Source organism: Enterobacter cloacae complex sp. IR5384 (assembly GCF_049237265.1).
Taxonomy (GTDB): domain Bacteria; phylum Pseudomonadota; class Gammaproteobacteria; order Enterobacterales; family Enterobacteriaceae; genus Enterobacter; species Enterobacter cloacae.
In genome coordinates, this window is record NZ_JBMKHJ010000016.1 from 86048 (window position 1) to 109295 (window position 23248).

The window sequence follows — 23248 nt, forward strand, 5'->3', positions numbered from 1 at the left end:
GGGCTTTGCGCATTAAACCCTTGCCGCAGGAGGTGTACCGCATATCCGGCACAGACAGTCAGTTTTTCTGGCAGCTTAAATTTGACACAGCTTAATATAGTGATTCATTAAACAGGTTCAGTATGCTGCCAGAACGTTTTAGTCGTTATGGGCGTCCGTTAGTTTTCTACTAACTGAACGACGACCAGCCTGCCGCCTTCCTCCTTTGACAGAACAAACTGAGCGTTATTCGTCAGTTCAATTTTTTCCCCAATGGCAATCTGTCGTTTATCCGGTAATGACATAAGCCCATTTATGCCTTCATTTACTAACCACCACTGATCGTTATGGAAAACAAAATACCCAACTCGTTTCCTTTGCAAATCGGTTGTACGCTCATTTGGCGCAATGAGGCGATTCACATGCCACGCATAGATTGACTGCCCGCTCCACACCATCAACCGGTGGTCGTCAGGACGATAACTGCCTTCCTTTCGGGAAGAATATAAATTTAGAACCGGTAATTTACCCTTGTATGGCGTACCGCAGTAGGGACAAACCGGCTTTGTCTTACCCGAGAAAACGTACCATTTCTGTTCACACGCCTTGTTCTGGCAGGGCTGTATCAGATCGACTGTTTTAACCAGGGCGCTTTCCCACTCATCGGCGGTCGGGCGTTTAGTGGCATCGTGTAAGCCATCTATAAAGGCGCGCTCAAACAAAGGTGTCAGATAAGGGCCCATGATGGTGTAAGGAATTTTCTCCGGGTCAGCCCAGGGCAGTGAAAAGGACGATAGCTGACTGACTTTGACTGCATTGCTTTTGTCTGTCGGATGTTCAATGAAGAGTGCCTTCTCACCCATAGATAAGGTCTCATCACGTACTTCATCCGACATGTCATGTATTTTTCCGCCACGTAGCGGATGACGGAAGAACAGATACATGTAGATAAGCACCGACAGCGCATGACGGTCAGTAGTAATGCTTGGCAATACGCGGTTCGGATCCTCTTTGGAAAGATGACTGGTTTTCACCACTTCCGGAGCGATAAAATCCGGGGTGCCCACCACGTCGGGAGGATACTTTCCAGGGACAACCAGGCCGTCTACGTCAATGATGCAGGCATGTCCCATTTCTGGATCGATAAGCACGTTTTTATAGCTTAGATCGCTGTGACAGAGACCTGCCGCATGCATCCTTCTGACGGCTCTTGTCAGCAGCAGACAGACCTTGAGATAGGTAAGCGTATTGCCTCGTTCACGTGGGTCGAGAAATTTGTTCTGGTTGCTGGCGCTGGCAAACCATTTGCCTTCCTTTTCACGACCTTTTATGCCAAGAAAATCATCGTTTTTAGAGCCGTATTTAAAGAAAAAGTAGCTTTTGTAGGTTGGAACCACGATGCCGATTTTATGCCCATGCTCAACAACATGGGTCGGCCAGCAAAACAGGTCCTTCCAGTATTCACCTCCGGACTGGCCAAAAATGTTTTGCCTGTAGCGTCCGGTGATCATATCAATCCGATCCCGGGCCTGCTCGTTCTGCGGTTTATGATAAAAAGCGACGACGTATGATTTATCAGGCGAAAAGTAAACATCCTTCATCGAGCCCGAACCAATTACCTCGTCAACATACTGGACTGTTTCGCCGTCCTTTGTTTTGCACGTAACGATATTTGCCATATTGATCACCGAAAAAGCGTATCCCTTACCACAACACCGCAATAGTGCGGTCATCATGGTTCCCTGTGGAGAAAAAGTTAAGCCAGTCGCCTAACCTCTCAGGCGCAATACTGGCGTCTGTAAGGACAGGGTTGAGCTCATCAACGAGACGGGTCCATTTTTCGTCACTGCGAAGCCCATTATCCGTCTCAAACAGAGGGTCTGAGACGCCGTCTGTCATGAGGATCAAGTGAGATACATCATTCCATTTACCCACGCTGATGCGGCCGCTAAACGAGGGGTCTGCGATAATGCTCTGGTCAAGGAAACGGGTTTGTCCTGCGTATTCTCCGCTATCGGGATTTCCCAGTATCCTGACTTTACCGGAAGGGCTGTATGCACCTATCGCACCATCACCAAGCCAGAATGCAGTCGCAAACAGCTCGTTATCAGTTCGTAGCGCTACAGTTGCCAGAAGGGTTGTTGAATAGGATTTCACAGGTTGTTCTGCACAAATGGCTTCGTTCTGGATACTGTTGACCGCGAGCGTAGCTGCCTGTTTAAAATGATGAAGCATGGCGTTTATTGTTGCCTGCTGATCGCTCCCTTCCCACGCCGTGATGTGCTGCTTTAAATGGACGCCTTTCACACCACTGAGCTGATTTAAAAGGTAATCGCCAGCCGTTTTGACTGCAATCCGGGAGCCTTCCCGGGAATTTACCGCACTACCGGCTCCGTCTGCGACCAGCATGACAGACCATCCTGTTTCCTGGCAGTGGTTGATGTAGAAGTCGTCATCTCTGAAGCTTCCGGCATGCTCATGAGAGCGTCCCCGGCGACTGGCGGCAGCAATACGTATATCACCCCTGACCAGGCCAGCAGCGTCCAGATGGGACTTAGGGTAGGGAGCGTCTGCTGGTGGCTCTACCACCTTCCACAGGCTTCTCGGATCGGGATTGATTATAAATAGCTGTTTTGTTTCACATTCGTCGTGCGACGTGCATGACCAGATTACTGAAAGCTCTATATCGCCGCTTTCGGTGGGAGTACCTGTCAGCAACTCCTGTTCTTTGTCAAAAGACAGGCCAATGTTCCGGGGAAAGACAACGTCCCTGACAGTAGCCTGCTGGCCCTCACCCAGAACGATAGCAACCGGCGAAGAGAAACGTTCGCCTGCGCGGGCGTTGGGGATCGTTATTTTAGCTCTCGGGGGAACGGCAGGTGGCACAGCTAAGCTGGCCCGCTGCTGGCCTGTCGGTATCTGCCCGGGTTTTAATACCAGGGAAGACAGGTTTTCGTCTTCCCTCTGTGCTGGTTTATCAAATTCGTAATAAGGCATCAGCTTCCAGAACGGAGGATGAGGCTCATTTTCTGGCAGGGGTTGCAGTGCTGATGTATCGGTAGCGTCAATGCCCGGGTTATCAGCAACACTTACGACCGTTTGTTGCTGATCGGAAAGACTGGATGCTGACGAGGCGGCAATCTCTGCGTCGTTATCACCTTCGCTAACCCGCGCAGATAAACCCTGTGCAAGGCTCTCAATCCGCTCTTTAAGCCGCATAATTTCTTCGGTAAGGGATGGGTCCTGCGATAGAAGTAAAAGCCGCTCACCTTCAACAGGGTGGCCCAGCTCAGACAGAACTAAGCGGATAATCTTCTCTTCAAGTAAAGCATTTTGCGACATCAACCTCTCCCTCTGTTTACGTCGAAGTTAGTGTTTCCGCCATCATTGCTGAATGACAGGCCTGTTTCACACCACGGGCAGATCACGTCATCCGGGCCGTCAATACACAGCAACTTTCCGCATGAGCACAGGGCAAACGCACTGGCATTACCGCAGTGGGGGCAACCCGGTACGCCATGCAGTTCGCTGGTATTTACCTGCAAACCGGTAGCGGTGGCATCTGACCACGCAAAATAGTCCTCATCGATGGGATAGCATCCGGCAATATTAAAGCTGTTCAGGTTCAGACTGAAATCGAGCCCGGAAACCCTTGCTGGTGGCCGTTCATACTTCATCAGGTACGGACGACGGGTCTTGCTGCAACGGCCGGTAAGCGTAACGCAGTTTTCGTCGTACGCTTTTACTGGCTCGTCCTTGGCCAGCCGGACTATGTATTCAGTCTGGCTGAGCTCAGGTTGTTTGTCGTCCCCGACGCTGCGGCTGTGCGCCGTAACCGAGGCCGTGATCCATTTGATGAAGCGGGTAAAGTCCCCTTCCTGAGATTCGGTGAACAGCATGACATTCTCTGTCAGTTGCCGCAGGATATTCAGGTCCGCTGACGGCCCCAGGCCAACGGCAATGAGATTCACTTTACTCGCGTAGTGATCCTTCCAGCGCTTCACTTCTGCGGTTGTGTCGTCAGTCGGACGTCCGTCGGTAAGGAGATACACGACGGGTTTCCAGTCGCCTTTAGCCTCATGAGTGGTTTTTCTGACCTGGGTATCAATTTGCACGGTCAGCTCACGCAATGCAGCTCCAAGGCTCGTACCGCCGCCAACGGGAAGGCGGGGAGGGTAGAACGAGGCAATTTCGTGAAGAGGTACAATCGTACGGGCTACACCGGCAAATGCGATTACCGAGACCCAGGCTGTTTCAAGTGCGTGTGGATCCTTTCTTAAATCTCCGACGATCATTTGCAGACCATCAGTCATTTTTTTCAGGTTTTCACCAATCATGGACTCTGAACAGTCCAGGACAAAAAACACGGGAAGGCGTCTCATAATTTTCCTCGTACGGCTGGTACGGCCAGCAGAAAACGTTGCTGTACAGAAAGGTGCTGCCCGGAAACAGCACCTTTCTGTCTGTCAGAGCACCAGCTGGATTTCTGGTGGAGGAGGGGGAAGGGTATCAGTTCCGTTATTAATCCCCGCGCTTGTGCTGCCGGAAGACACGCTGGCCGATACCCATTTAAAGAAACCTGCAAACGCGGTTGAATCTAGCGTCTCCAGAGACACAACCTTATCGGTGAGCTGTTTTAAGTGCTCATGGCCTGCTTTAGGACCAACGGCGCAGGCAATGATGGATCCGAATCCCCGGCCGCGAATCGCTTTTACCGCTTCACCGTACGCCAGGGCATCAGAAGGGGTTCCATCAGTCATCAGGAATACCAGAGGACGCCAGTCTCCTTTGGTATCACCATCTGAGCGACGTACATCCCGTTCAACACACTGCATCAGACATTCAAGGGCAGCACCGGTGAACGTCCCGCCTGCGCTTGGCACAACGATGTCAGAAAACTGGAAGTCTTCCAGCGGCGTGAGAGGAATGAACTCACGCGCCTCATTGTCATAGGTGATAATGGAGATATGAACGCTTTCGAGGGCGTAGGGATCCTGGCGAAGAGCGCTAAGCATCGCCTGAATTCCAACGTTAACGGAATGGATTGACTCACCGCGCATCGAGCCGGATGTGTCGATAACAAGGTAAACAGGCAGGCGGCGCATCACATGTAATTCCTCAGGTGCGAGACAAACGAATCTGATTCTGAAGGCTCACCAATTGCCCTGAGTTTCCAGCCTGTAGCCTCGCGTATCAGCTCGGCAAAGACCATGGAGCGCTGGCTGGCGAAGGCGGGTCCGCCAGAAAGATCGAATCGTGCCATTTCAATATTACGGGCATCTACTGCCCGGATGAAGGCATTCTGAACTTTACCAAAGTGCTGCTGGAGCTTTTCACCATTGTAGATCTGAACGATGAACACAATTTTCTCGTACTGAGCGTCAAGGGAATTCAGGCGCACAATAATTTGCTCATCGTCACCGTCACCGGCTCCGGTTCGGTTATCGCCCGTCAGCCAGATATTGCCTGACTTATGGCGAAGGCTGTTGAAAAAGATGATATCGCCATTCACAAGCGTTGGTTTACCATTTTCCACATTGCCGAGATCGGTCACCTTTCCGGCTGAATTACACAGGAAAGCGATCACATCAAGGTCGTATTCTTCTTCTTTTTTACCAAAGATCCCGCCGAGAAAACCTTTCTTTTCCTCATTAATATCCCAACCGAGGCCGATAGTAACGGACGAGAGATCGTATTCATTTTTTTTCAGGCTTACGCCCTGGCCTTTGCTCAGACTGACAGACATGATATCCCCTTAATCAATAAAATTATAAGACCACATTTACTTCTGGCGGCGGCGGTGGCAGGTCTTCAAGACCGATCACTTCTTTTTTGCTGGACTCCACTTTCTGACTGCCTACCGAAATGCTCGCACTGACCCATTTAAAGAAAGCTTTAATCGTCGAACTGTCAGCTGTATCGAGCTGAACCACGATTTCAGTGATTTCTTTGAGGACGCTGGTATCGGCATCATGCCCGGCTGCACATGCCACAACAACGCCGGTTCTGGCCGCTTTAAAGTCATTCAGGCCTTTACGCCAGTCATCATTCGGACTTCCATCCGTCATCAGGAATACAAGGGGACGCCAGTCACCTTTAGTGTCAGCCGTCGTTTTCTGTACTTCTTTGGCAATGGAGCTGGCCGTGAGGGAAAGCGCTTCGCCAAGAGACGTGGTGCCGCTGGCTGTTAGTGCTGGCATCTGGAAACTCAGGAGGTCTGTCAGGGGGACTGCCTGTCGGGCTGAAGAATCAAAGGTGATCACTGACACGTGAGCCGTTTCGAGTGCATACGGATCCTGTTTCAGCGTGGTAAGCAGCGTCTGAACGCCATTTTTAACCGCTTCGATAGGCTCTCCGTGCATAGAGCCGGACGTGTCGAGTAGCAGATATACGGGTAAGCGTCTCAAATGTAATTCCTTCTTAAGAGATCGGAAGAGGAGAGTAGTTTCAGGAAGAGGCCAGGGTTTGTTGATTTGATAAAACGGCACGACATCTGTCGGGTGGAGATTAAATACTCAGAAGCGGCATTAAAGAAATAAGTTAACCACCATAGAATTACCGACATGTGAATGGCCTCTTATCAACAGAAAAATAATTCAGACCGGACTGGAATATAAGATTTCTGAAAAAACTCGGACAAATAAACTGTCTTATGTATGAAATTCATCATACATCACAGATCTGCATGAATGGAGTGTAAAACGCCCAAAGATTGATGTGTAGCACAAGAGGATGTCAAGACACCAGGTTTTGTAGTCAGTAAGGCGCTGCTGGCATTGCGGGAGGAGAATAGATCAAAACTACGTCACGCCAATACAGAGGTAAAATATGACAAAACCGGGGTTTTCACCCCGGTCTGAGATTTAGCGTCAGGACTTTTTAGCGCTGTATTCTTTTATCAGTTCGTCAACGGAGTGCAGAGCCAGCTTCTCTACCGCTTCACTTCGGGTCGAGCCACTCAGCGCAGCCAGACGGTCAATTTTTCTTAAGATCCGCATGCGTAGCGATAAGGACACGGCTGTTTTTTTATCCTTATCGAGTACGACCTTCCCTGTAGACTCACCGGTTTTCAGTTCAGCATTCTGTGCGAGCGCTTCATTCATCCGGCGAAGGGTCTTTTTATCCAGCTGGCCCGGATTAACGAGATGGTAGGAATGACCTGCCTTGCTGTATTTGATCTCCGCAGAATATGACTCGCGTAGCTCTTTGAGGGCCCGGGTTAATGTCGGCTCTGAGCATTCCAGACTGGTTATAATGTCGGCAGCGGAAACGGGCTTGCCGGTGCCCAGTAAGTTGGCAAGCTTAAAAATCCGGGCCTGTCTGGTATTTAATTGCATCGTAAGATTTAGCCTGCTTAAAGGGTTAGTGGTTCAATAGGCTGAAAAATGAAGGTACTGCTCATCTTTCGAATAACCGGGTGATCGCCTAACGCTTCAACCGGATCAATGTGTTCTATGCCTGCAAAATTTACTGACGACATCTGGCTGCGAGTGCATTTGCAGGACAGGATATACTCATCCTCCAGATAGCCGGTCCGCTTACTGACCCGTTGCGTAAAGCCTGACACAATCACGTTGTCGAAAGGTAGCGTATGTAAAACGATACCGACCAGGCGGAACAAGCAGCCATGGACGTGGCGGGCATAGTTTTCGCGTACGGCTTTTTGCGTCATGGCTTTTTCCGTCAGCTCCGTGCCCCGGGCATTAACGCCGTAAATCTTATCAGGGAAATCTTCAATCTCAGCTAAATCAACGTCCAGCAGGACTGCTGATAGCTCCGGCTTTACTTCAAATGCAACAATCGTTTCACGCGGCCATTCAGTTTCTGCCAGCATACCCGCCAGGTATGATTCGAAAAACGCGGCGTCTGTCCGGAACTGCTGCCGGGCATCTGCCTGAGCCGTGGCGAGCCGTTTTTCATGTTCTTCTGCTTCAAACTTCCAGTTTGCATACTGTTCGGCCCAGGCCGTCCGTTGTTGCTGGTACCGGTGCTGTCGAAGGGTATTCTCACGCTCCACATCAATCAGCTCCTGCTGCCACCGGCGAAGATTTTCGGCGTGGCGCTCAGCTTTAGCTGATTCCGATTCAAACCATTTACCCAGAAAACTAATGCCTTCGCTCTCGGCAGGCTTTTCCGGCAATGCAAGGTAGTCTGGCTTTTCTGGACGCACCGGTGCCGGAACCTGAAAAGGCGACGTTCTGTTATGCAGGTATACTGCTTCCAGCTCTGCCCAGCTGATGCCTGTTTTTGGATCCGGCGTCAGCTCGTGAATATTACGGATTGCGGTTACCGCTGACATGAGTTCAGCGGCTTCCTGCTCAAGCGCCTGTCTGAGCCCCGGGTCGGTTGCCGTCCGGTTTCCACCTCCGGAACGCGCGGCCCGGTCAAGCCGGGTACGGTAACTCAGCCCGGTACCGGGCAAGCCCAGATTGGCATAGGTCCCCCGGCTACCAAAAGAAACGGAAGCACCTCTCGGCCCGACACTCAGGCTCGGTGCACCGTTACTCAGGTTGAGGCGAACGCCAGGAATAATGTTGATCGACTTTCTGAACCTGAACCCCATTATGATTTCCTTAATGATGCTGGGTCACGGTAAGTAATCTGATTCCATCAGCGCTTTGCTCGTTCTGTAACCCATAAAAACGAGCTCTGTCCAGAATGCCAGCCGCCCAGCGGCGATGTGTGGCGGGTTCACACATTGCTCCCTGCGACTTAAACACGGCCTGGGTAGAGTTCAGGATCCGCAGAGCGTCAGAATACTCACCCTGAGTGACCATCAGCGCGTTTTGAATGACCTCTATCTGACCCGGGTGAATGGCCGTTTTCCCAACAAGCCCATGTGCCATATCAAGAGCCAGCTCTCTGGCCATAACGGCATGATCGTCAATATGCTCACATACGGGCGCGGTCAGGGCAAAATCACGCGGGCCGAAGACTGAAACGAGCATTTTGATGACGTAGCCCATCGGGCTGTCATACAGCGTCAGGTCCCGGGGGCGGCGAAGCGACACAACGTTCATAAGATCGTTGCCGCCGATTCGAAGCGCAATAATGCGGTCGTGGCAGGGATGTTCCACCAGGCGAGTGGCCAGCTCGCGCATCTGAACCACGTCAAAGACGTCTTCTGTTTCCAGCGTTGGCATCATGCACAGGTGAGTCCCGCCCATGATATCCCACCATTCAGCTAACGAACTGAGGGTAAATTTCGGCAACACAAACCCATCGACAGCGGAAAGATCATAATGCGCTTTTAACCATCTGCCCATTTCGGCATGCCGAGGGCGAATGAACACCAGAGGCCAGTCATTTTTACCCAGGCTACGCATGCTGTTACTGAGCTCGTGCAGCAGGTGCTCCAGATTTTTGAGGGCGATGGGGATGTCTGCTTCACTGACAGCATCCTCCAGGCAAATCACCAGAGAGCGCAAACCCGGGATTTTCCCGTGCAGGACGGCATCAGCAATATCTTCCCGTGTTGCAGGCATGTATAGCGTGGCTCCCAGATTCCAGGGAGAAAGACGATTTTTCATCAGAGTACCTTCTTGATAATGGTTACAGCCCGATACTGGCCGAGGGTTCCCCCCATTTCTGTAACAACTATTCCCTTTTCACGAGCAAGCCCTACAAGCAAGGCAACGTCCGGGTCGTCAATAGAACGCACAAATACATGGTCCGGTACCCGACGTAATACAGCCCGGGTTGCTTCAGCAATACCGGGTTTAATACGATTGACGCTGTCCACTTTAAATTCATCGGCCAGGAACGCGATAACGTCGCGACTTGTCTGCCATAAGACCCGGGCTGACTCCATATTCCAGCTCAGGGTAGCGAGGGATGACGGGGTTAACTTCTTACGGAAATGGGCGACGGTATCGACAAGCATCCGGCTGCATTCGAATTCACTGAGATGCTCGCAAACCATGCACCCATGTAATCCTTCAGAGGACCATACTGACCGGGAGATCAGGCCTGATACCGGCGCACCCATGATGCCAAAAGGAATGAGCCAGTCATCATCACTGGCTGCAAGCCAGGAGCAGCCACAGGGATCGGCCAGGACAACCAGTCGCGGCTGCTCAGGATAGCCCGGGCGATCTTTCAGTGCGCGTACAAGCTCTCCGGTAATTGCGCCTTTACCTGTCCATCCGTCAACAAAGACAATACCGCTGGTACCATGGCGCTCTTCAATGACGTCGAGGGCTGCACCGTCAATTCCACGATCCCGGATAATGCTGATACCGTAATGCCATGAGGTTTTCCCCATGTCACGCAGGGCCTGGTGCAGCATAACGCCGAGCGGCACGCCAGCTCTGACGAGACTGGCCAGTACAATGGGCTCATCACCGAAGCGTTCGGCCAGAGCAATAGCGAGCTGTGTGACTTCTTTTGCAAGTCTCTCTGCGCCCCGATCCAGCGCCCGGTGAAACAAATCAAGATGCCATTGTGTTGGCGCTGGCTCCTGACTGAGCATGTCCGAATAATGTTTCTTCCCTGACTGAATCAGCTCTTCTTTTTGCTCAACCGGCGTCATCTCAATGACTACCGGCTTTAGCAGAAATTCCACGTCACCGGGCTGGTATGAGCCGGTAAATGTGTCATGTGGCTGCATTTTAATTTTCTCCAAAAATTCGCTGTGAAATGGCATCTGCAAACTGACTCTGACGCGGGATGCCAAACCAGCTGCACAGTTTCATAAAACGATGATCGCTCAGGCTGTCGCCCAGACCAATTACGGGGAAGACTCCGCGTTCAGCCCGAAGTTTTTCAAGAAGCCATCTGACTGCCAGCCCTTTCTCAACCGCGGTGGGAAGCCAGGCCACGTTATTACTGTTGCGGTGGATGTAGAAGCCCTCGGTCGGAAACACCGTTTCTATCTCATCTGCAATGGCATTGAGCTCGTCAAGGCGGGTGCTGTCGCGGTGCTTCATCACCATATAAACCGCCGTTTCACCGTATTCGAAGTTCAGCCTTGCCCAGGCATTGATCCCTTTTGCGTCCATCATTTCAGTGATCAGACGCTGCATCGATGTCAGCTTTTCCTGATAGGGAGCCAGCTGGCCGAGCATATGGGCCTTCCACTCCTCGTCGGGTTTGCCTTCTGGCGTGAGAATGACGGCCCCGTGAGTGGTGATTGCCCAGGAGTGGAAAGGGATCCGTACGCGGCTGATTTCTTCAGTTCCCCGTGCGGTAACGGGTATGAGTTCAGCCTGCTCCAGGAGCCAGTCCACCAACATGGACTGTTCTTCCGTCATAAAGCTTCGTGGATTCAGGGTGCGATCAACGGCACCGGTACGGAATGGCTCCAGGGCCAGCTCGTCCACCATTTTACGACGGGTCTGAAAGAGCGTGTCGTCAAGGTCGCTCAGAACAACGGGTTTATTCATAGGTAACAATCTCCACGACGGCCGCAACCTCAGCCAGCGCTTTAAGAAGCTGCGTGTCAATACTTTCTGCGGGTGTCTCAGTACACACAAGAATGCGGTCAAACTGCTGGTGGGCGACGTTATAGACAAAATTGGGGATGCCCAGCCCGTAGTTATCCGTAAAGGAAATGGCGGACTCAATGGCATAACCAACGGCGATAGGGGAGCGGGTGGTCGATCCATAAAATGCCTGTGCTCCGGCAGCTTCGAGCCGTTCAGCAAGCAGGAACGGCTCCCAGACGAATTCCCCGGTCCCGAGAACCAGAATACGTTCCCCCTTGTGGACGGAGACCTCATGGCCGAGATCGGCCGCAGGTGCGAGCATCCCCAGTCGGCCCCAGGACTGTTTTCCCTGGATGTCCCATTCTCCTCGTGAAGTTACGTTGACTTTCGGCATGTCCGGGACAGGTGCATCAGGTAATGGGGTCCATCCCCACTTACCGCTTACAAGAGAAACCGAAGTGACTGGTAAGGTGCTGCGCTCGGACAAGGCTTTGCCACTCCAGTCGGTAAGCGTAACGGCTATAACCTGTTCAATATGTTGAAGCTTGCCGGTATTACGCAGGGCTGAAAGCAGGTTAATAAAGGTATTACCGGTGGTTGCCTCGTCATCAATCAAAACCAGCGTTCGTGCGTTGGTAACACGACGTCTTTTCTCTTCATCATCTGGCAGATAGATCAGATGATCGGTGGCGTGGCTGTGTTCTTCCTTGAACTCGCAAAGCAACGTGCCATCAACCGGGTGACGGGTAGAGGTCAGATAGACAGATTCAGGATGCTGGTGGCGCACTTCATCAAATACACCGGCCCCAAGCCCAACGGCGGTTTCAGCCATACCGATAAACAGTACGGGTCCTGTCAGTGTCGAGGGGAACTGGCTGGCAAGCTGTCTGTAGGCCTGCCGCATGACTGAGGGTGGCACGGGAATGTGCCTGCCGAGTACTTTGCTGACAAACAGAAAGGCGCGTTTCGGGTTACGTCTTTCAGCGATGTCAAACAGGTCATCGAGCGAAACTTCACCCTGGTCGCGGGTTACCTGAATCGTACCGCATGAGAGGGTACGGCGATAAATCATATCTTCGAGGATATCAGACATAAATACGCCTTAATTCAGAAGGTTAGAGAGTGATTCCGGGTATGCAATTACATCCGTAATGGATCTCACCGCAACCGGAGAAAAGGTGTTTTTAGCGCTCTGGCGCACCATATCTTCAGACATCAGACCGAGCTTAAAGGCAGCAAATAACCCAGGAAGGTTCACCCCGCTGTGAAGGGTATAACCCACCCCCCCTGACGGACGCATGTTGGTTTCAAGCAGCACCGGGTTGCCATTCACATCGTTTCGCGTCTGAACATTCACCAGCCCGTCGGCCTTCATAACCCTGGCGCAGTCACACGCCAGTTCCCAGGCGCTTCCTTCGTTTACCAGATACTGGATAACCCCTTCCTTACGGCGTCCCACGGCTGCGAGTATTTCGCCCTTATCCGCGAGGATATCGACGGAAAATTCCGGGCCTGGCAGGTACGGCATCAAAACAAGGGGTTTAAACGACTCAGCAGCTGATGCTGCTGCAATATACTGTTGCGGACTGACCAGACGATGTTCGGGATGATTAAAGACGGCCATAGGCGAAGCACTGTCATCAAAGCGCCAGAATCCCATGCCATAGATACCCGTCACCGGCTTCACGCATACCGGGCTGTCAGTGAACGGCGGGGCCGCGAGGTGTGTTTTTAATTCTGCCAGCGTATTCACCCGCCAGGATGGTACGACCGGGAGACCCTTTTGCTCCATAAACTGAGCAAAAGTAACTTTTTCGTCAGCCAGAGTTAACCAGTCGACGCCCGTTGCACCGGTAGTAAGGGTGGCACCGGTCGATTCAATGGCTGAACGGTGTTCTTCAAACCACTGGCTGTTACGGCCAGTATGAATATGGTGGATGCCGTAGGACTGAATGGTTTCCTGGATAAACTGAAGACGTTTTTGAGGATCTTCAGGTTCAGTCAAAGAATAGTCGGCAACGGAAAGGATTTCATTTCTTTCGTTACGGTGGGAGGCAAAAACGGTAATGGCAAAATTATTTTTTTTTGCAAATGATTTTACCCCCTGAATAATATCTCGCTGGGAGGATAAACCTTCCATAAACCAAATTTTCTTGTTCATTTTTTTTAATTATCCGGAACGCCATGCAAATTTATGATTGAGAAGTGAGTCTATGAGTGTCTAAGCTACATGTCAATCATAATATGATTTATAACTCCTGTGGTTATGGAGTGCGTCAGGTTTTTTGGATTCCTGATAACACATTGATATTTAAATTAAACTTAGAAAATTAACACCCTGAAAAGGATTTCTTTTTGTGTTTTTACAGAAAACTACCAAAATTTCCCTTGTCAGAGAACTTCATCATGATATGATTTTCTTCGTCAGTTACTAAATATACCTTTGATTGTCTCGGTCATTACCATTTTAAGGAATAAAACATGGTTTCATTAGTTAAGAACCAGACGGTATCACTCAGCAAAGAATCATCTGCATTAAGCCAGCTTCATTTCGGTCTCGGTTGGGATCCGGTTAAGAAAAAAGGTCTTCTTGGAGGATTGTTTGGAGGCAACGACTCAATCGATCTCGATGCTGGCTGCGTATTAATGGACAGCACCGGTAAAACAATTGACACCATCTGGTTCCGCAAACTGGAATCCACCTGCGGCGCTGTTGTGCACAGTGGCGATAACCTGACCGGTGAAGGTGACGGTGACGATGAGGTGATTAATGTCAACCTCTCCCGACTGCCTGCAAACGTTGAATACCTGGCGTTTACGGTAAACAGCTTCCGTGGTCAGTCGTTCAATGACGTCGAAAACGCGTTCTGCCGCGTTGTCGATCAAACCGGCAAAGAGCTGGCTCGCTACAAGCTGACTGAGCAGGGCTCACATACCGGGATCGTTATTTCTTCGCTGCGCCGTAATAACGGCAACTGGGACTTTACCGCCCTTGGCCATGCCTGTCGCGGCCGCACAATTGACGATATGCACTCCGATATCGTTTCAGCGGTTATTCGCTAATGAACCTGACGCCGGGGGGCAATGCCCCCGTTCCAGCCCAGGAGTTGCGGGTCCGGATCACCTCGGGCGGCCAGGTGGATGCTTCGGCGTTTCGCCTGTATGCCGACGGGAAGGTGCAGGGTGATGCGGACATGGTGTTTTATGGTCAGCCACGTAACGATGATGGTACCGTCAGCCTGGTCAGTGAAGGCCAGTACTCAACCTTTACTGTCGCGCTCAACCGGCTGAAACCTGATGTCCAGAAAATTGCGTTCACCGTGACCTGTGACGGTGGGCAGACGGTGTCCGGTCTTCGTAATCTTTCCATCGACGTGGAGCAAGGGGCTACCGGCCTGGTTAGCGGCAGTGTCGAACTGAGCGGCCGTCAGGAAGCAGCCTTAATTCTGGGTGAATTTTACCGTCGTAATAATGACTGGAAATTCCGCTTCGTTGCGCAGGGGTTCAACGGTGGACTTAAACCGCTGGCAGAGCATTTCGGCGTAAATATTGCCGACGAACCGGCTCCCGCAGCCCCGACTCCTCCGGTTGTAACCCCTCCGCCAGTTGAGACAAAAATCAGCCTGAGCAAGGTATCGCTGACAAAAGAGAAGCCTGCAATCAGCCTGACCAAACGGGATAACTTCGGTGAAATCCGGATCAACCTGAACTGGCACCGGGGCAGCGGCAAATCAGGCTTTGCAGGCATGTTCGGCTCCAAAGGAATCGACCTGGATCTGGGGGCCTTTGTTGAGCTTCAGGACGGGTATAAATCGGTCATTCAGGCGCTCGGTAATGCATTCGGTGATTATCGCGATGAACCGTATGTTCAGCTCAAGGGCGATGACCGGACGGGTGATGTATCAGACGGCGAGTGGCTGCATATCAATGGACGTGAATGGAAGCATATCCGCGAAGTGCTGATTTACGCCTTTATTTATGAAGGTGTTCCCAGCTGGGACAAGACTGATGGTGTGGTCACCATTCATGTGCCGGATCAACCGCCCATTGAGACCCGCCTGACCGAAGGTGAAAACCGTCGCACATTGTGCGCCATTGCCAGACTCGTAAACGAAAACGGCGCAATTAAAGTCGAGCGAATTAACCAGTACTTCAAAGGCCAGGACGAAATGGACCGGGCATTTGGCTGGGGATTTCGCTGGAGCGCCGGTTCTAAATAACACAGCAACAAAGGAAACAGGTATGAGCTTTTTCGACAAAGTTAAAGGTGCCATTAACTCAGGCCGTGACGAACTGACCCGCCAGGTTGGCCGTTTCAAAAACAAAAAATTCATGCAGGGCACCGTTGCTGTATGTGCCCGTATTGCCGTATCGAGTGACGGCGTAAGTTCGGAAGAAAAGCAGAAAATGATGGGCTTTCTGCGCTCTTCAGAAGAGCTGAAGGTCTTCGATACCAATGAGGTGATTGAGTTCTTCAATAAACTGGTTTCAAGCTTCGATTTCGATGTTGAAATCGGCAAGGGCGAAACCATGAAATACATCCTGGCGCTGAAAGATCAGCCTGAGGCCGCTCAGCTGGCCTTACGTGTTGGTATTGCCGTTGCGAAAAGTGACGGTAACTTCGATCAGGACGAGAAACTGGCCTCCCGCGAGATCGCTATCGCGTTGGGCTTCGACCCGGCTGAATTTGGCCTCTGATCCACATCCCTAAGGGTAAAATATGGTTTCCACACACATCGGCTTCCCGACTGAAACGGTCATTGTTTTTATTGCGCTTTCAGTCGGTGCCATCTTTATTGACCTGTTTATGCACCGTGATGACAAGCCTATTTCGCTGAAGAGTGCGGCGCTCTGGTCCGTATTCTGGGTTGTGGTTGCGATGGCATTTGCCGGTTTCCTCTATATCCACCACGGTGCTGAGGTTGCCAGTCTGTTTGTCACGGGTTATGCGCTGGAGAAAGTGCTGTCGGTCGATAACCTGTTCGTCATGATGGCCATCTTCTCCTGGTTCGCCGTTCCGGATCGTTATCGCCACCGTGTTCTCTACTGGGGGATCATTGGTGCCATTGTCTTCAGGGGCATCTTTGTCGCCATCGGTACGAGCCTGCTGAGTCTGGGGCCGTATGTTGAAGTTGTCTTCGCTATTATCGTTGCCTGGACAGCGGTCATGATGCTTAAAAGCGGTGATGACGATGATGAAATTGAGGATTACTCCCAGCATCTGGCTTACCGCATGGTTAAACGCTTCTTCCCTATCTGGCCGAAGCTCAGAGGGCATGCCTTCCTGCTTAACCAGAAGGAAGTGGATGCTGAACTGGCGAAACCAGAAAACAGCGATGTCACCATTGGCCGTGGTAAAAAAGCGGCGCTGTATGCGACCCCGCTGTTCCTGTGTGTGGCTGTGGTTGAACTCTCGGACGTAATGTTCGCGTTTGACTCGGTACCGGCAATCATTGCCGTCAGTCGTGAACCGCTTATCGTCTATAGTGCCATGATGTTTGCTATCCTGGGCCTGCGTACTCTGTACTTTGTCCTTGAGGCACTGAAACAGTACCTGGTTCATCTGGAGAAGGCCGTTATCGTGCTGCTGTTCTTCATCGCGGCAAAACTCGGCCTGAATGCGACCGATCACATCTGGCATCATGGTTACAGCATCGCGGCAACAACCAGCCTGTATGTTGTACTGGGTGTACTGGCGCTGGGCATTCTCGCAAGCGTCATGTTCCCGGGCAAACCTGAATCTGAGGAAAAGGGGAGTTAATCCCCTTAAGTGTTAACCTGAACAATTACTAATCGAAGAGGTTATTTTATGAGTGTTTCTCTTTCCAAAGGCGGGAACGTCTCCCTAAGTAAAGCAGCTCCGTCAATGAAAAACGTCCTGGTGGGCCTTGGCTGGGATGCGCGTTCAACAGACGGTCAGGACTTTGACCTGGATGCTTCAGCATTCCTGCTGGCCTCAAACGGCAAAGTGCGCGGCGATTCAGATTTCATCTTCTATAACAACCTGACGTCATCCGACGGTTCCGTAACGCACACCGGCGATAACCGCACCGGTGAGGGCGATGGTGATGATGAATCGCTGAAAATTAAACTGGACGCCGTCCCGTCTGAAGTTGACAAGATCATCTTCGTTGTGACCATCCACGATGCTCAGGCTCGTCGCCAGAGCTTTGGTCAGGTATCCGGTGCGTTTATTCGTCTGGTTAATGACGATAACCAGACTGAAGTTGCTCGCTACGATCTGACCGAAGATGCGTCCACTGAGACTGCCATGCTGTTCGGCGAGCTGTATCGCCACAATGGTGAGTGGAAATTCCGCGCAGTAGGTCAGGGTTATGCTGGTGGTCTGGCATCTGTATGTGCTCAGTACGGCATTAACGCGTCCTGATCAAAAAGTAACTTTTCTACCCGGGGCTGTTAATGCAGCCCTCATTCAACTGTTTGCAGGAGCTAAAAATGGCAGTTTCTCTCGTAAAAGGCGGCAATGTATCTCTGACCAAAGAAGCACCAACCATGAATGTTGCTATGGTTGGCCTAGGCTGGGATGCCCGTGTAACCGATGGTCAGGGTTTTGACCTGGACGCTTCCGTGTTCGCAGTAGGCGAAGACGGTAAAGTGTTGTCAGATGCGCATTTCATTTTCTTCAATAACAAAACCAGCCCTGATGGCGCGGTAGAGCACCAGGGCGACAACCGTACCGGTGAAGGCGACGGCGACGATGAGCAGGTCAAAATCGATCTGACCAAAGTCTCAGCAGATATCAAAAAACTGGTGTTTGCCGTTACCATCTATGATGCAGAAGCGCGTAAACAAAACTTCGGCATGGTGAGCAACAGCTTCATGCGCGTTTACAACAACGACAACGGCACGGAAATTGCCCGTTTCGATCTGTCTGAAGATGCCTCAACCGAAACCGCTATGGTCTTCGGTGAACTGTATCGTCATGGCGCTGAGTGGAAGTTTAAAGCTGTCGGTCAGGGCTTTGCCGGTGGCCTGGCGGCTCTTGCCTCCCAGCACGGCGTTAACATCTAAAATAACGCTGAATCATACCCCGGCAATGCCGGGGTTTTTTTTGGTTGCGATCCGCTATCAGGAGGGGGGGGGCAGAAAGGGTTCGGGAATCTCAGAAAGCAGAGAGATGTTAATTCTGACGTGAGCCTTTTAAAGGCAGGAAACGGATTTTTCTCTGGTTGCTGGTTAAAGCCTGTATTCCGTGCCTTATATCAACAGCATGCCCCTCTGATATATGTTACGTTTGCGACTTATGAAGGCACGGGTTCTGGAAGATAAAATACCCGACCAATGGAAATTCCAATTCAACAGGTATAGAAACTTCAACGTGATGAAATATGGTGTCACACCATATATACGCCTCACCAGAAATCCAGCGTCCTGAACTAAGCCAGGGGAACCTATATAAACGCTGCGCTTTAAAATAATCAAAAATCAGGAGAGTTAATGTGAATCTACAATCCGGACAAAACATACCACTTCAGCAATCTGCGATCAGGCTGAATCTTCAGTACCCTACCAAATCCGGCTTTAAAGGCGAACCCGATACCTGCCTGTTCCTGCTTAATGCTCAGGGAAAGGTCAGCGGCGATTCTGACTTTATCTTTTACAATAATCTGTCTTCTCCTGAAGGGGCAGTAAAGCTCGTTACCGGTTCTCAGCAGTCCAGCATTGAGATAGCACTGGATCGTGTTCCTGCGAACATCAGTAAAATTGCAATCACAGTTGTCATTGATGGTGAAGATACCATCAGTGGGCTCAGTTCGTTGAGCATGCAGGCTCAAGGAATCGCTGAGTTCCAGGCTGAGACTCAGGGCCGCAGTGAGAAAGCAATTATCCTGGGTGAAGTATATCGGCACAATGGCGCCTGGAAGCTTCGTGCGCTCGGGCAGGGTTTCAACGGTGGTCTTGAGCCTCTGGCCATTAGCTATGGCGTTGATGTCGCACAGCCAGCTCCGCAGCCAGCAAAGCCTGCTCGTATCAGTCTGGAAAAGAAACTGGAAACCAGATCTCCGCGCCTTGTAAGCCTCGCTAAAAAAGCCTCGGTCAGTCTTACTAAAAATAAACTGGACACCCTTGAGGCAGCGGTTGCATTTGTACTTGACGCATCCGGCTCAATGAGTGGCCAGTTCAGTAAGGGTAACGTTCAGTCTGTGCTGGACCGCATCGCCGTTCTTGCCGCCCAGTTCGACGACGACGGTGAAATGGATGTCTGGGGATTTGGAGAGAAGCATAAGAAGTATCCAAACGTCACACTGGACAACCTGGACACATATATTCAGTCCATTCGCGGGGCTGGAAAGCGTTCAGCCTGGGAGAACCTGCCGGGCCTCGGAGGGACAAACAACGAGCCTCCTGTGATGGAAGAAATAGTCGACTACTTTAAGGACTCGAAAATCCCGGTGTATGTTGTATTTATTACCGATGGCGGGATCAGCAAGACCCGGGCGATTAAAGATGCAATCCGGCGTTCTGCCAACTACCCCATCTTCTGGAAGTTTGTCGGCCTGGGTGGTTCAAGCTACGGTATCCTCAAAAATCTGGATGACTTTACTGACCGCCGGGTTGATAACACCCACTTCTTTGCCATGGATGATTTCGGTTCGATTAGCGATGAAAAGTTATATGATAATCTACTGGAAGAATTCAGACCGTGGATCGATGAAACAAAAAGGTTAGGCATCCTTTAATACGCACAGTTTGAGCTTGGTTGAATGAGCTCTACAGCAGCTTAATACTGTAGAGCCTTTGTTCATTGGAAATCGTACAGGGAGGCGCATATGGACCGCATCAAGTACCTGAAATGGATAGCTGAAGAATCACCAAGTACGGCTCAGCAGCTGGTGGCCTGGTTAAACAGAGCAAGGCACTATACGCCCGACATGAAAGAGCATCAGGCAGGTGTACAGATTCAAGAAAAGGGGATTGTTGTAGGGCTTAGACAAAGTACTAATCGTTATCATGGAGATTGTCTGACCATACATGTGGTACGGCTTCCGGAAGAAATACAAAACAAGGGATGGTTTAAGTCTTTTCTGAAGCTTTGCTGTGAATCGAATCCCTGGTGCGATGTTGTAATAGAAGACGTGAAAAACCCATATTTATTAAGCTTTTGTAAGAAACTAAACTTTACTGTATTAGATGAATTTTACCCGAATACTTACATAGTAAACACAGATGCCATTATGAGTTTACCTATCCCACCCTTAGGGAGATACGAAACCTATCTTTATTAAACCTGCGAACCTTTACCGGTTGCGTGGGGAGCGGATGGACTTCGGCTAAAGAAAAATCACATCGTCTATTTTGACCAGAAAAAGCTAATCTGCTTGATGTAATGCAGAAACGCATTACATTAATATCTTCTCCCAACAATCACCTGAACAATTCCCTGATTGCTTTTCACCTCATACCAGTGCTGGCTCATAGTTAGTCCTTAAGCAAATTTGTTATCGGAATAAAGAACGAAGCCAGCCTCATCGAGGCGCATAACCTTCTTCCCTTAACGCCTGTTGTAATTTTTCAATTGCGCTTTTCATTACCCAGGCTTCTTCGTCACTCACAGCACAGCCACGAAGATCGCTCCAGCTCAGACGTTTAACTAATTGAGCAAGGGCCATAGTTTCATTCTCATCAAGCTGCAAACTCAGTGTCTCAATACCTTCCACTATCTAACCTCCCTTATACTGAAAAATGGCGCTTTATTTCTGACCAGATGCCGAAGCCTTGAATGCGGCCGGAACTGCCGTTGTTTCTACTTTACAGAAATGGAATTAAAAAGTGGTGGTGCTGGGCACGTTTCTTTTCCAGTCGGGGTTTAAGCCAGAGCCGAAACTCATTCAACTTCTCAGCAGCCAAAACCGCTTCAACGGGGAAAACTTTATATTTACCCTGCTGCTGAGGTTCACCCAACCATCGCCTGATGGCTCCGTCAGTCCATAAACGAGTCTCTTTGAGCCTGGTTACAGTGACCCATTTCCTGGACCATTCATCAAATTGTCGCTGGCGATCCCGATAACGTTGTTCTTCCTGCTGACGAAGCCAGTCGCGATCAACAGCGAATTTTCGGTATCCAACAAAGAGCCCTTGTACTTTGGCCATGACAACATTCCGGTTTGCTTAGAACTGTTCAGACAGACATGTCAGGGATAAAGCTGAAGAAAAAGGTACAACGAAGAATAACCAAGACATAGGCCTGCCGGGTAAGTGGTGCGGTGCACAGGACTGTCGGAAAGTACGCTCAGAGAGGGTCGTTTAAGCATGATGCACCACCGCCAGCCAGCCTTAATAATGGTAATGTACCACTGGGTTACCAGACAGACCAGTAACGCATCAAACATAAAACTGTTTTTTAAAAAACGTCAGGAACGTAGCCTGACCTTTTAACCAGTGGTGTAAAAAACATACAGATTGCTCTGAGGTATGAGGTTCAGCAACTAGCCTTGTCGACGCAGAAACATTAAGTAATCAATAGCAGCTATCGCAAACAATGGTGAAAACCACCACGTGCTTTTCAACAAGCCAAGCGGCAGAAAGAGTACAGTTGCCATCGAATAAACAAAAACACGAACCATACCATCTGTAATAAACATAGGCTATTTGCAATCTGAGGTTGGATTGTAGATTTTAGTTAGAAATGGATCAAAGTCCGTTTTGTGCAAAACTTGGTTGACAACCCTCTTTTGGAAGATGTGCCGTTTCGTGCAAAAGTTGGTTGGAGGCCAAGATGGCAGAGTTCGTAGGTTCGGCTGCTTCGCAAGCTGATTTCATTTGGAAGAACGCGGAAGACCTGTGGGGGGGGATTTCAAGCATACCGACTTCGGCAAGATCATTTTGCCGTTTACTCTGCTGCGTCGATTGGAGTGCGCACTGGAGTCTACACGGGAAGCATCGCTCGATAGCCAACCAGCCACGATTGAGTTCTTAGAAGCAGAGTTCAGTGTTGATTTCGATGCGCTGCTATCTTGACCGCCAATCAGACCCGCATGGTTCAGGTTTGTGTATGAGAGTCCCCAAATGGCTGTAGTTCTAACCAAAGCCTTGATTGAAGCCGGCCGCGCCGGAAATAGTGGGTACAGAAAAGGCAGTTGCTTGCGCTGGGCGTAAGTTACCCGCCGAAAAGCGGCTGGATCGAACGACTGATCGGCACTGAGGTATCTGACGAGCAGTACGAACGCTTTCTGGGGCACAGCACGAGCAAGCAGGCTGAACAGATCCTACGCGGAGAGCAGCCAGCCAAGGGGCTTCAGTATGCAAAGCGAGCGAAGAAGCTCGCTTCTGAAAGAAAAGCCACAATTGATCTGGATAACGAGCACCTGTCTGAAATCGAAAAGTATCGGTAGCCCTAGACTTTTAGCCGCTGAAGATCTCTTAGATACCATTGGTGAAACTTGCTGAAGTCAGCCTTCTGTTTCTCTACCGTGCTGTTATAGATCGCATCACTGGTAACCGCACAAGCAGTCCAGCCAGCCTCATAGACGAAGCGAGTAGCTATCGGTGACTTCTTCGGGGTGCTATCCCAGCGGTTTTTGAGCCACCGCGCAAGCCCTTCATCAAGAGGGACCACCAGATTTAGCTGCTGTTTTGTGCGAGTGATACCGACATAAAACAGCCGACGTTCCTCCTCGATTTCCTCTTCGGCCGGAGGGGTGTTCATCGATGTGCGAACGCTGTAAACATCATCGGGTTTGCCGCCAGGAAATTCCTGCTCATTCAGCCCGATCAGGGGTCGTCTCAGAAAACGGAATCTATGGTCACTCCCGTTTTTGCAACACCGATTTTGACGACAAGTTGGCTTGCTTGAATCTATCCGGCGTCTGAATGGGATTTTA

25 protein-coding genes and 1 pseudogene are annotated in these 23248 nt (G+C 50.6%); 10 read left to right on the plus strand and 16 right to left on the minus strand.

The window, feature by feature from the left end; genetic code table 11:
• Positions 1-158: 158 nt before the first annotated feature.
• The 13 genes from ACOTX3_RS14725 to ACOTX3_RS14785 form a co-directional block, all read right to left on the minus strand.
• Positions 159-1658, minus strand: coding sequence for a helix-hairpin-helix domain-containing protein (locus ACOTX3_RS14725; protein ID WP_001284318.1), 1500 nt, complete (start codon positions 1656-1658; stop codon positions 159-161).
• A 25-nt stretch (positions 1659-1683) separates the two neighbouring features.
• Positions 1684-3321, minus strand: coding sequence for a PP2C family serine/threonine-protein phosphatase (locus ACOTX3_RS14730; protein WP_000081060.1), 1638 nt, complete (start codon positions 3319-3321; stop codon positions 1684-1686).
• Positions 3321-4361: a TerY-C metal binding domain-containing protein gene (locus tag ACOTX3_RS14735; protein WP_001253656.1), complete on the minus strand. Its 1041-nt coding sequence runs from the start codon at positions 4359-4361 to the stop codon at positions 3321-3323. The genes ACOTX3_RS14730 and ACOTX3_RS14735 overlap by 1 nt, the downstream gene beginning before the upstream one ends.
• Positions 4362-4445: 84 nt before the next feature.
• A complete protein-coding gene (locus ACOTX3_RS14740; protein ID WP_001253658.1) occupies positions 4446-5084 on the minus strand; it encodes a vWA domain-containing protein in 639 nt (212 codons plus the stop codon).
• Positions 5084-5725, minus strand: a complete 642-nt coding sequence (locus tag ACOTX3_RS14745) for a TerD family protein (RefSeq protein WP_000116681.1) — start codon at positions 5723-5725, stop codon at positions 5084-5086. The genes ACOTX3_RS14740 and ACOTX3_RS14745 overlap by 1 nt, the downstream gene beginning before the upstream one ends.
• A gap of 22 nt (positions 5726-5747) precedes the next feature.
• Entirely contained in the window at positions 5748-6386 is a 639-nt protein-coding gene (locus ACOTX3_RS14750; protein WP_001253657.1) for a vWA domain-containing protein, read from the minus strand.
• Positions 6387-6848: 462 nt separating this feature from the next.
• Complete coding sequence (gene terW / locus ACOTX3_RS14755) at positions 6849-7316, minus strand: tellurium resistance protein TerW (protein WP_001176767.1); 468 nt, start codon at positions 7314-7316, stop codon at positions 6849-6851.
• 17 nt (positions 7317-7333) lie between these two features.
• Entirely contained in the window at positions 7334-8542 is a 1209-nt protein-coding gene (locus ACOTX3_RS14760) for a DUF4236 domain-containing protein (RefSeq protein WP_346723435.1), read from the minus strand.
• Between the two features lie 10 nt (positions 8543-8552).
• A complete protein-coding gene (locus tag ACOTX3_RS14765) occupies positions 8553-9509 on the minus strand; it encodes an HpcH/HpaI aldolase/citrate lyase family protein (protein WP_011152965.1) in 957 nt (318 codons plus the stop codon).
• Entirely contained in the window at positions 9509-10588 is a 1080-nt protein-coding gene (locus ACOTX3_RS14770) for a cysteine protease StiP family protein (protein ID WP_001585166.1), read from the minus strand. Before ACOTX3_RS14770 ends, ACOTX3_RS14765 begins: the two co-directional genes overlap by 1 nt.
• A gap of 1 nt (position 10589) precedes the next feature.
• Positions 10590-11363, minus strand: coding sequence for a hypothetical protein (locus ACOTX3_RS14775; RefSeq protein ID WP_001040058.1), 774 nt, complete (start codon positions 11361-11363; stop codon positions 10590-10592).
• Entirely contained in the window at positions 11356-12498 is a 1143-nt protein-coding gene (locus tag ACOTX3_RS14780) for a phosphoribosyltransferase domain-containing protein (RefSeq protein ID WP_001280115.1), read from the minus strand. The genes ACOTX3_RS14775 and ACOTX3_RS14780 overlap by 8 nt, the downstream gene beginning before the upstream one ends.
• 9 nt (positions 12499-12507) lie before the next feature.
• The gene (locus tag ACOTX3_RS14785) at positions 12508-13566 is read right to left on the minus strand and encodes an ATP-grasp domain-containing protein (protein ID WP_012695441.1); all 1059 of its coding nucleotides are present in this window, start codon (positions 13564-13566) and stop codon (positions 12508-12510) included.
• A gap of 320 nt (positions 13567-13886) precedes the next feature.
• On the opposite strand from ACOTX3_RS14785, the gene ACOTX3_RS14790 reads away from it, so the two are divergent.
• The 8 genes from ACOTX3_RS14790 (at position 13887) to ACOTX3_RS14825 (ending at position 20653) form a co-directional block, all read left to right on the plus strand.
• On the plus strand, positions 13887-14468 hold the full coding sequence (locus ACOTX3_RS14790; RefSeq protein ID WP_000254137.1) for a tellurium resistance-associated protein TerZ: 582 nt from the start codon (positions 13887-13889) through the stop codon (positions 14466-14468).
• The gene (locus ACOTX3_RS14795; RefSeq protein ID WP_001054786.1) at positions 14468-15625 is read left to right on the plus strand and encodes a TerD family protein; all 1158 of its coding nucleotides are present in this window, start codon (positions 14468-14470) and stop codon (positions 15623-15625) included. The genes ACOTX3_RS14790 and ACOTX3_RS14795 overlap by 1 nt, the downstream gene beginning before the upstream one ends.
• Positions 15626-15647: 22 nt before the next feature.
• On the plus strand, positions 15648-16103 hold the full coding sequence (locus tag ACOTX3_RS14800; protein ID WP_000007449.1) for a tellurite resistance TerB family protein: 456 nt from the start codon (positions 15648-15650) through the stop codon (positions 16101-16103).
• 22 nt (positions 16104-16125) lie between these two features.
• Positions 16126-17166 (plus strand): tellurium resistance membrane protein TerC, encoded by a 1041-nt coding sequence (terC, locus tag ACOTX3_RS14805; RefSeq protein WP_000255079.1) that lies wholly within the window; start codon positions 16126-16128, stop codon positions 17164-17166.
• 48 nt (positions 17167-17214) lie between these two features.
• Positions 17215-17793, plus strand: a complete 579-nt coding sequence (terD, locus tag ACOTX3_RS14810; RefSeq protein ID WP_000116680.1) for a tellurium resistance membrane protein TerD — start codon at positions 17215-17217, stop codon at positions 17791-17793.
• 68 nt (positions 17794-17861) lie between these two features.
• Entirely contained in the window at positions 17862-18437 is a 576-nt protein-coding gene (locus ACOTX3_RS14815) for a TerD family protein (RefSeq protein WP_000301247.1), read from the plus strand.
• 428 nt (positions 18438-18865) lie between these two features.
• On the plus strand, positions 18866-20107 hold the full coding sequence (locus tag ACOTX3_RS14820; protein ID WP_001053340.1) for a vWA domain-containing protein: 1242 nt from the start codon (positions 18866-18868) through the stop codon (positions 20105-20107).
• 90 nt (positions 20108-20197) lie between these two features.
• Positions 20198-20653, plus strand: a complete 456-nt coding sequence (locus tag ACOTX3_RS14825; RefSeq protein ID WP_000374058.1) for a hypothetical protein — start codon at positions 20198-20200, stop codon at positions 20651-20653.
• 240 nt (positions 20654-20893) lie between these two features.
• On the opposite strand, the gene ACOTX3_RS14830 is transcribed toward ACOTX3_RS14825, so the two are convergent.
• Both ACOTX3_RS14830 and ACOTX3_RS14835 read right to left on the minus strand, forming a co-directional pair.
• The gene (locus ACOTX3_RS14830) at positions 20894-21085 is read right to left on the minus strand and encodes a DUF7706 family protein (RefSeq protein ID WP_000398479.1); all 192 of its coding nucleotides are present in this window, start codon (positions 21083-21085) and stop codon (positions 20894-20896) included.
• Between the two features lie 91 nt (positions 21086-21176).
• Positions 21177-21518 (minus strand): hypothetical protein, encoded by a 342-nt coding sequence (locus ACOTX3_RS14835; RefSeq protein WP_001151572.1) that lies wholly within the window; start codon positions 21516-21518, stop codon positions 21177-21179.
• A gap of 625 nt (positions 21519-22143) precedes the next feature.
• On the opposite strand from ACOTX3_RS14835, the pseudogene ACOTX3_RS14840 reads away from it, so the two are divergent.
• Positions 22144-22364 (plus strand): annotated as a pseudogene (locus ACOTX3_RS14840) (type I restriction-modification system subunit M N-terminal domain-containing protein); the annotation flags it as partial.
• Positions 22365-22504: 140 nt separating this feature from the next.
• Positions 22505-22759 (plus strand): hypothetical protein, encoded by a 255-nt coding sequence (locus tag ACOTX3_RS14845; RefSeq protein WP_000880375.1) that lies wholly within the window; start codon positions 22505-22507, stop codon positions 22757-22759.
• Positions 22760-22761: 2 nt separating this feature from the next.
• Here the strand turns inward: ACOTX3_RS14845 and ACOTX3_RS14850 are convergent.
• A partial coding sequence (locus ACOTX3_RS14850; RefSeq protein ID WP_276306880.1) for a 3'-5' exonuclease occupies positions 22762-23248 on the minus strand: 487 nt, incomplete at its 5' end.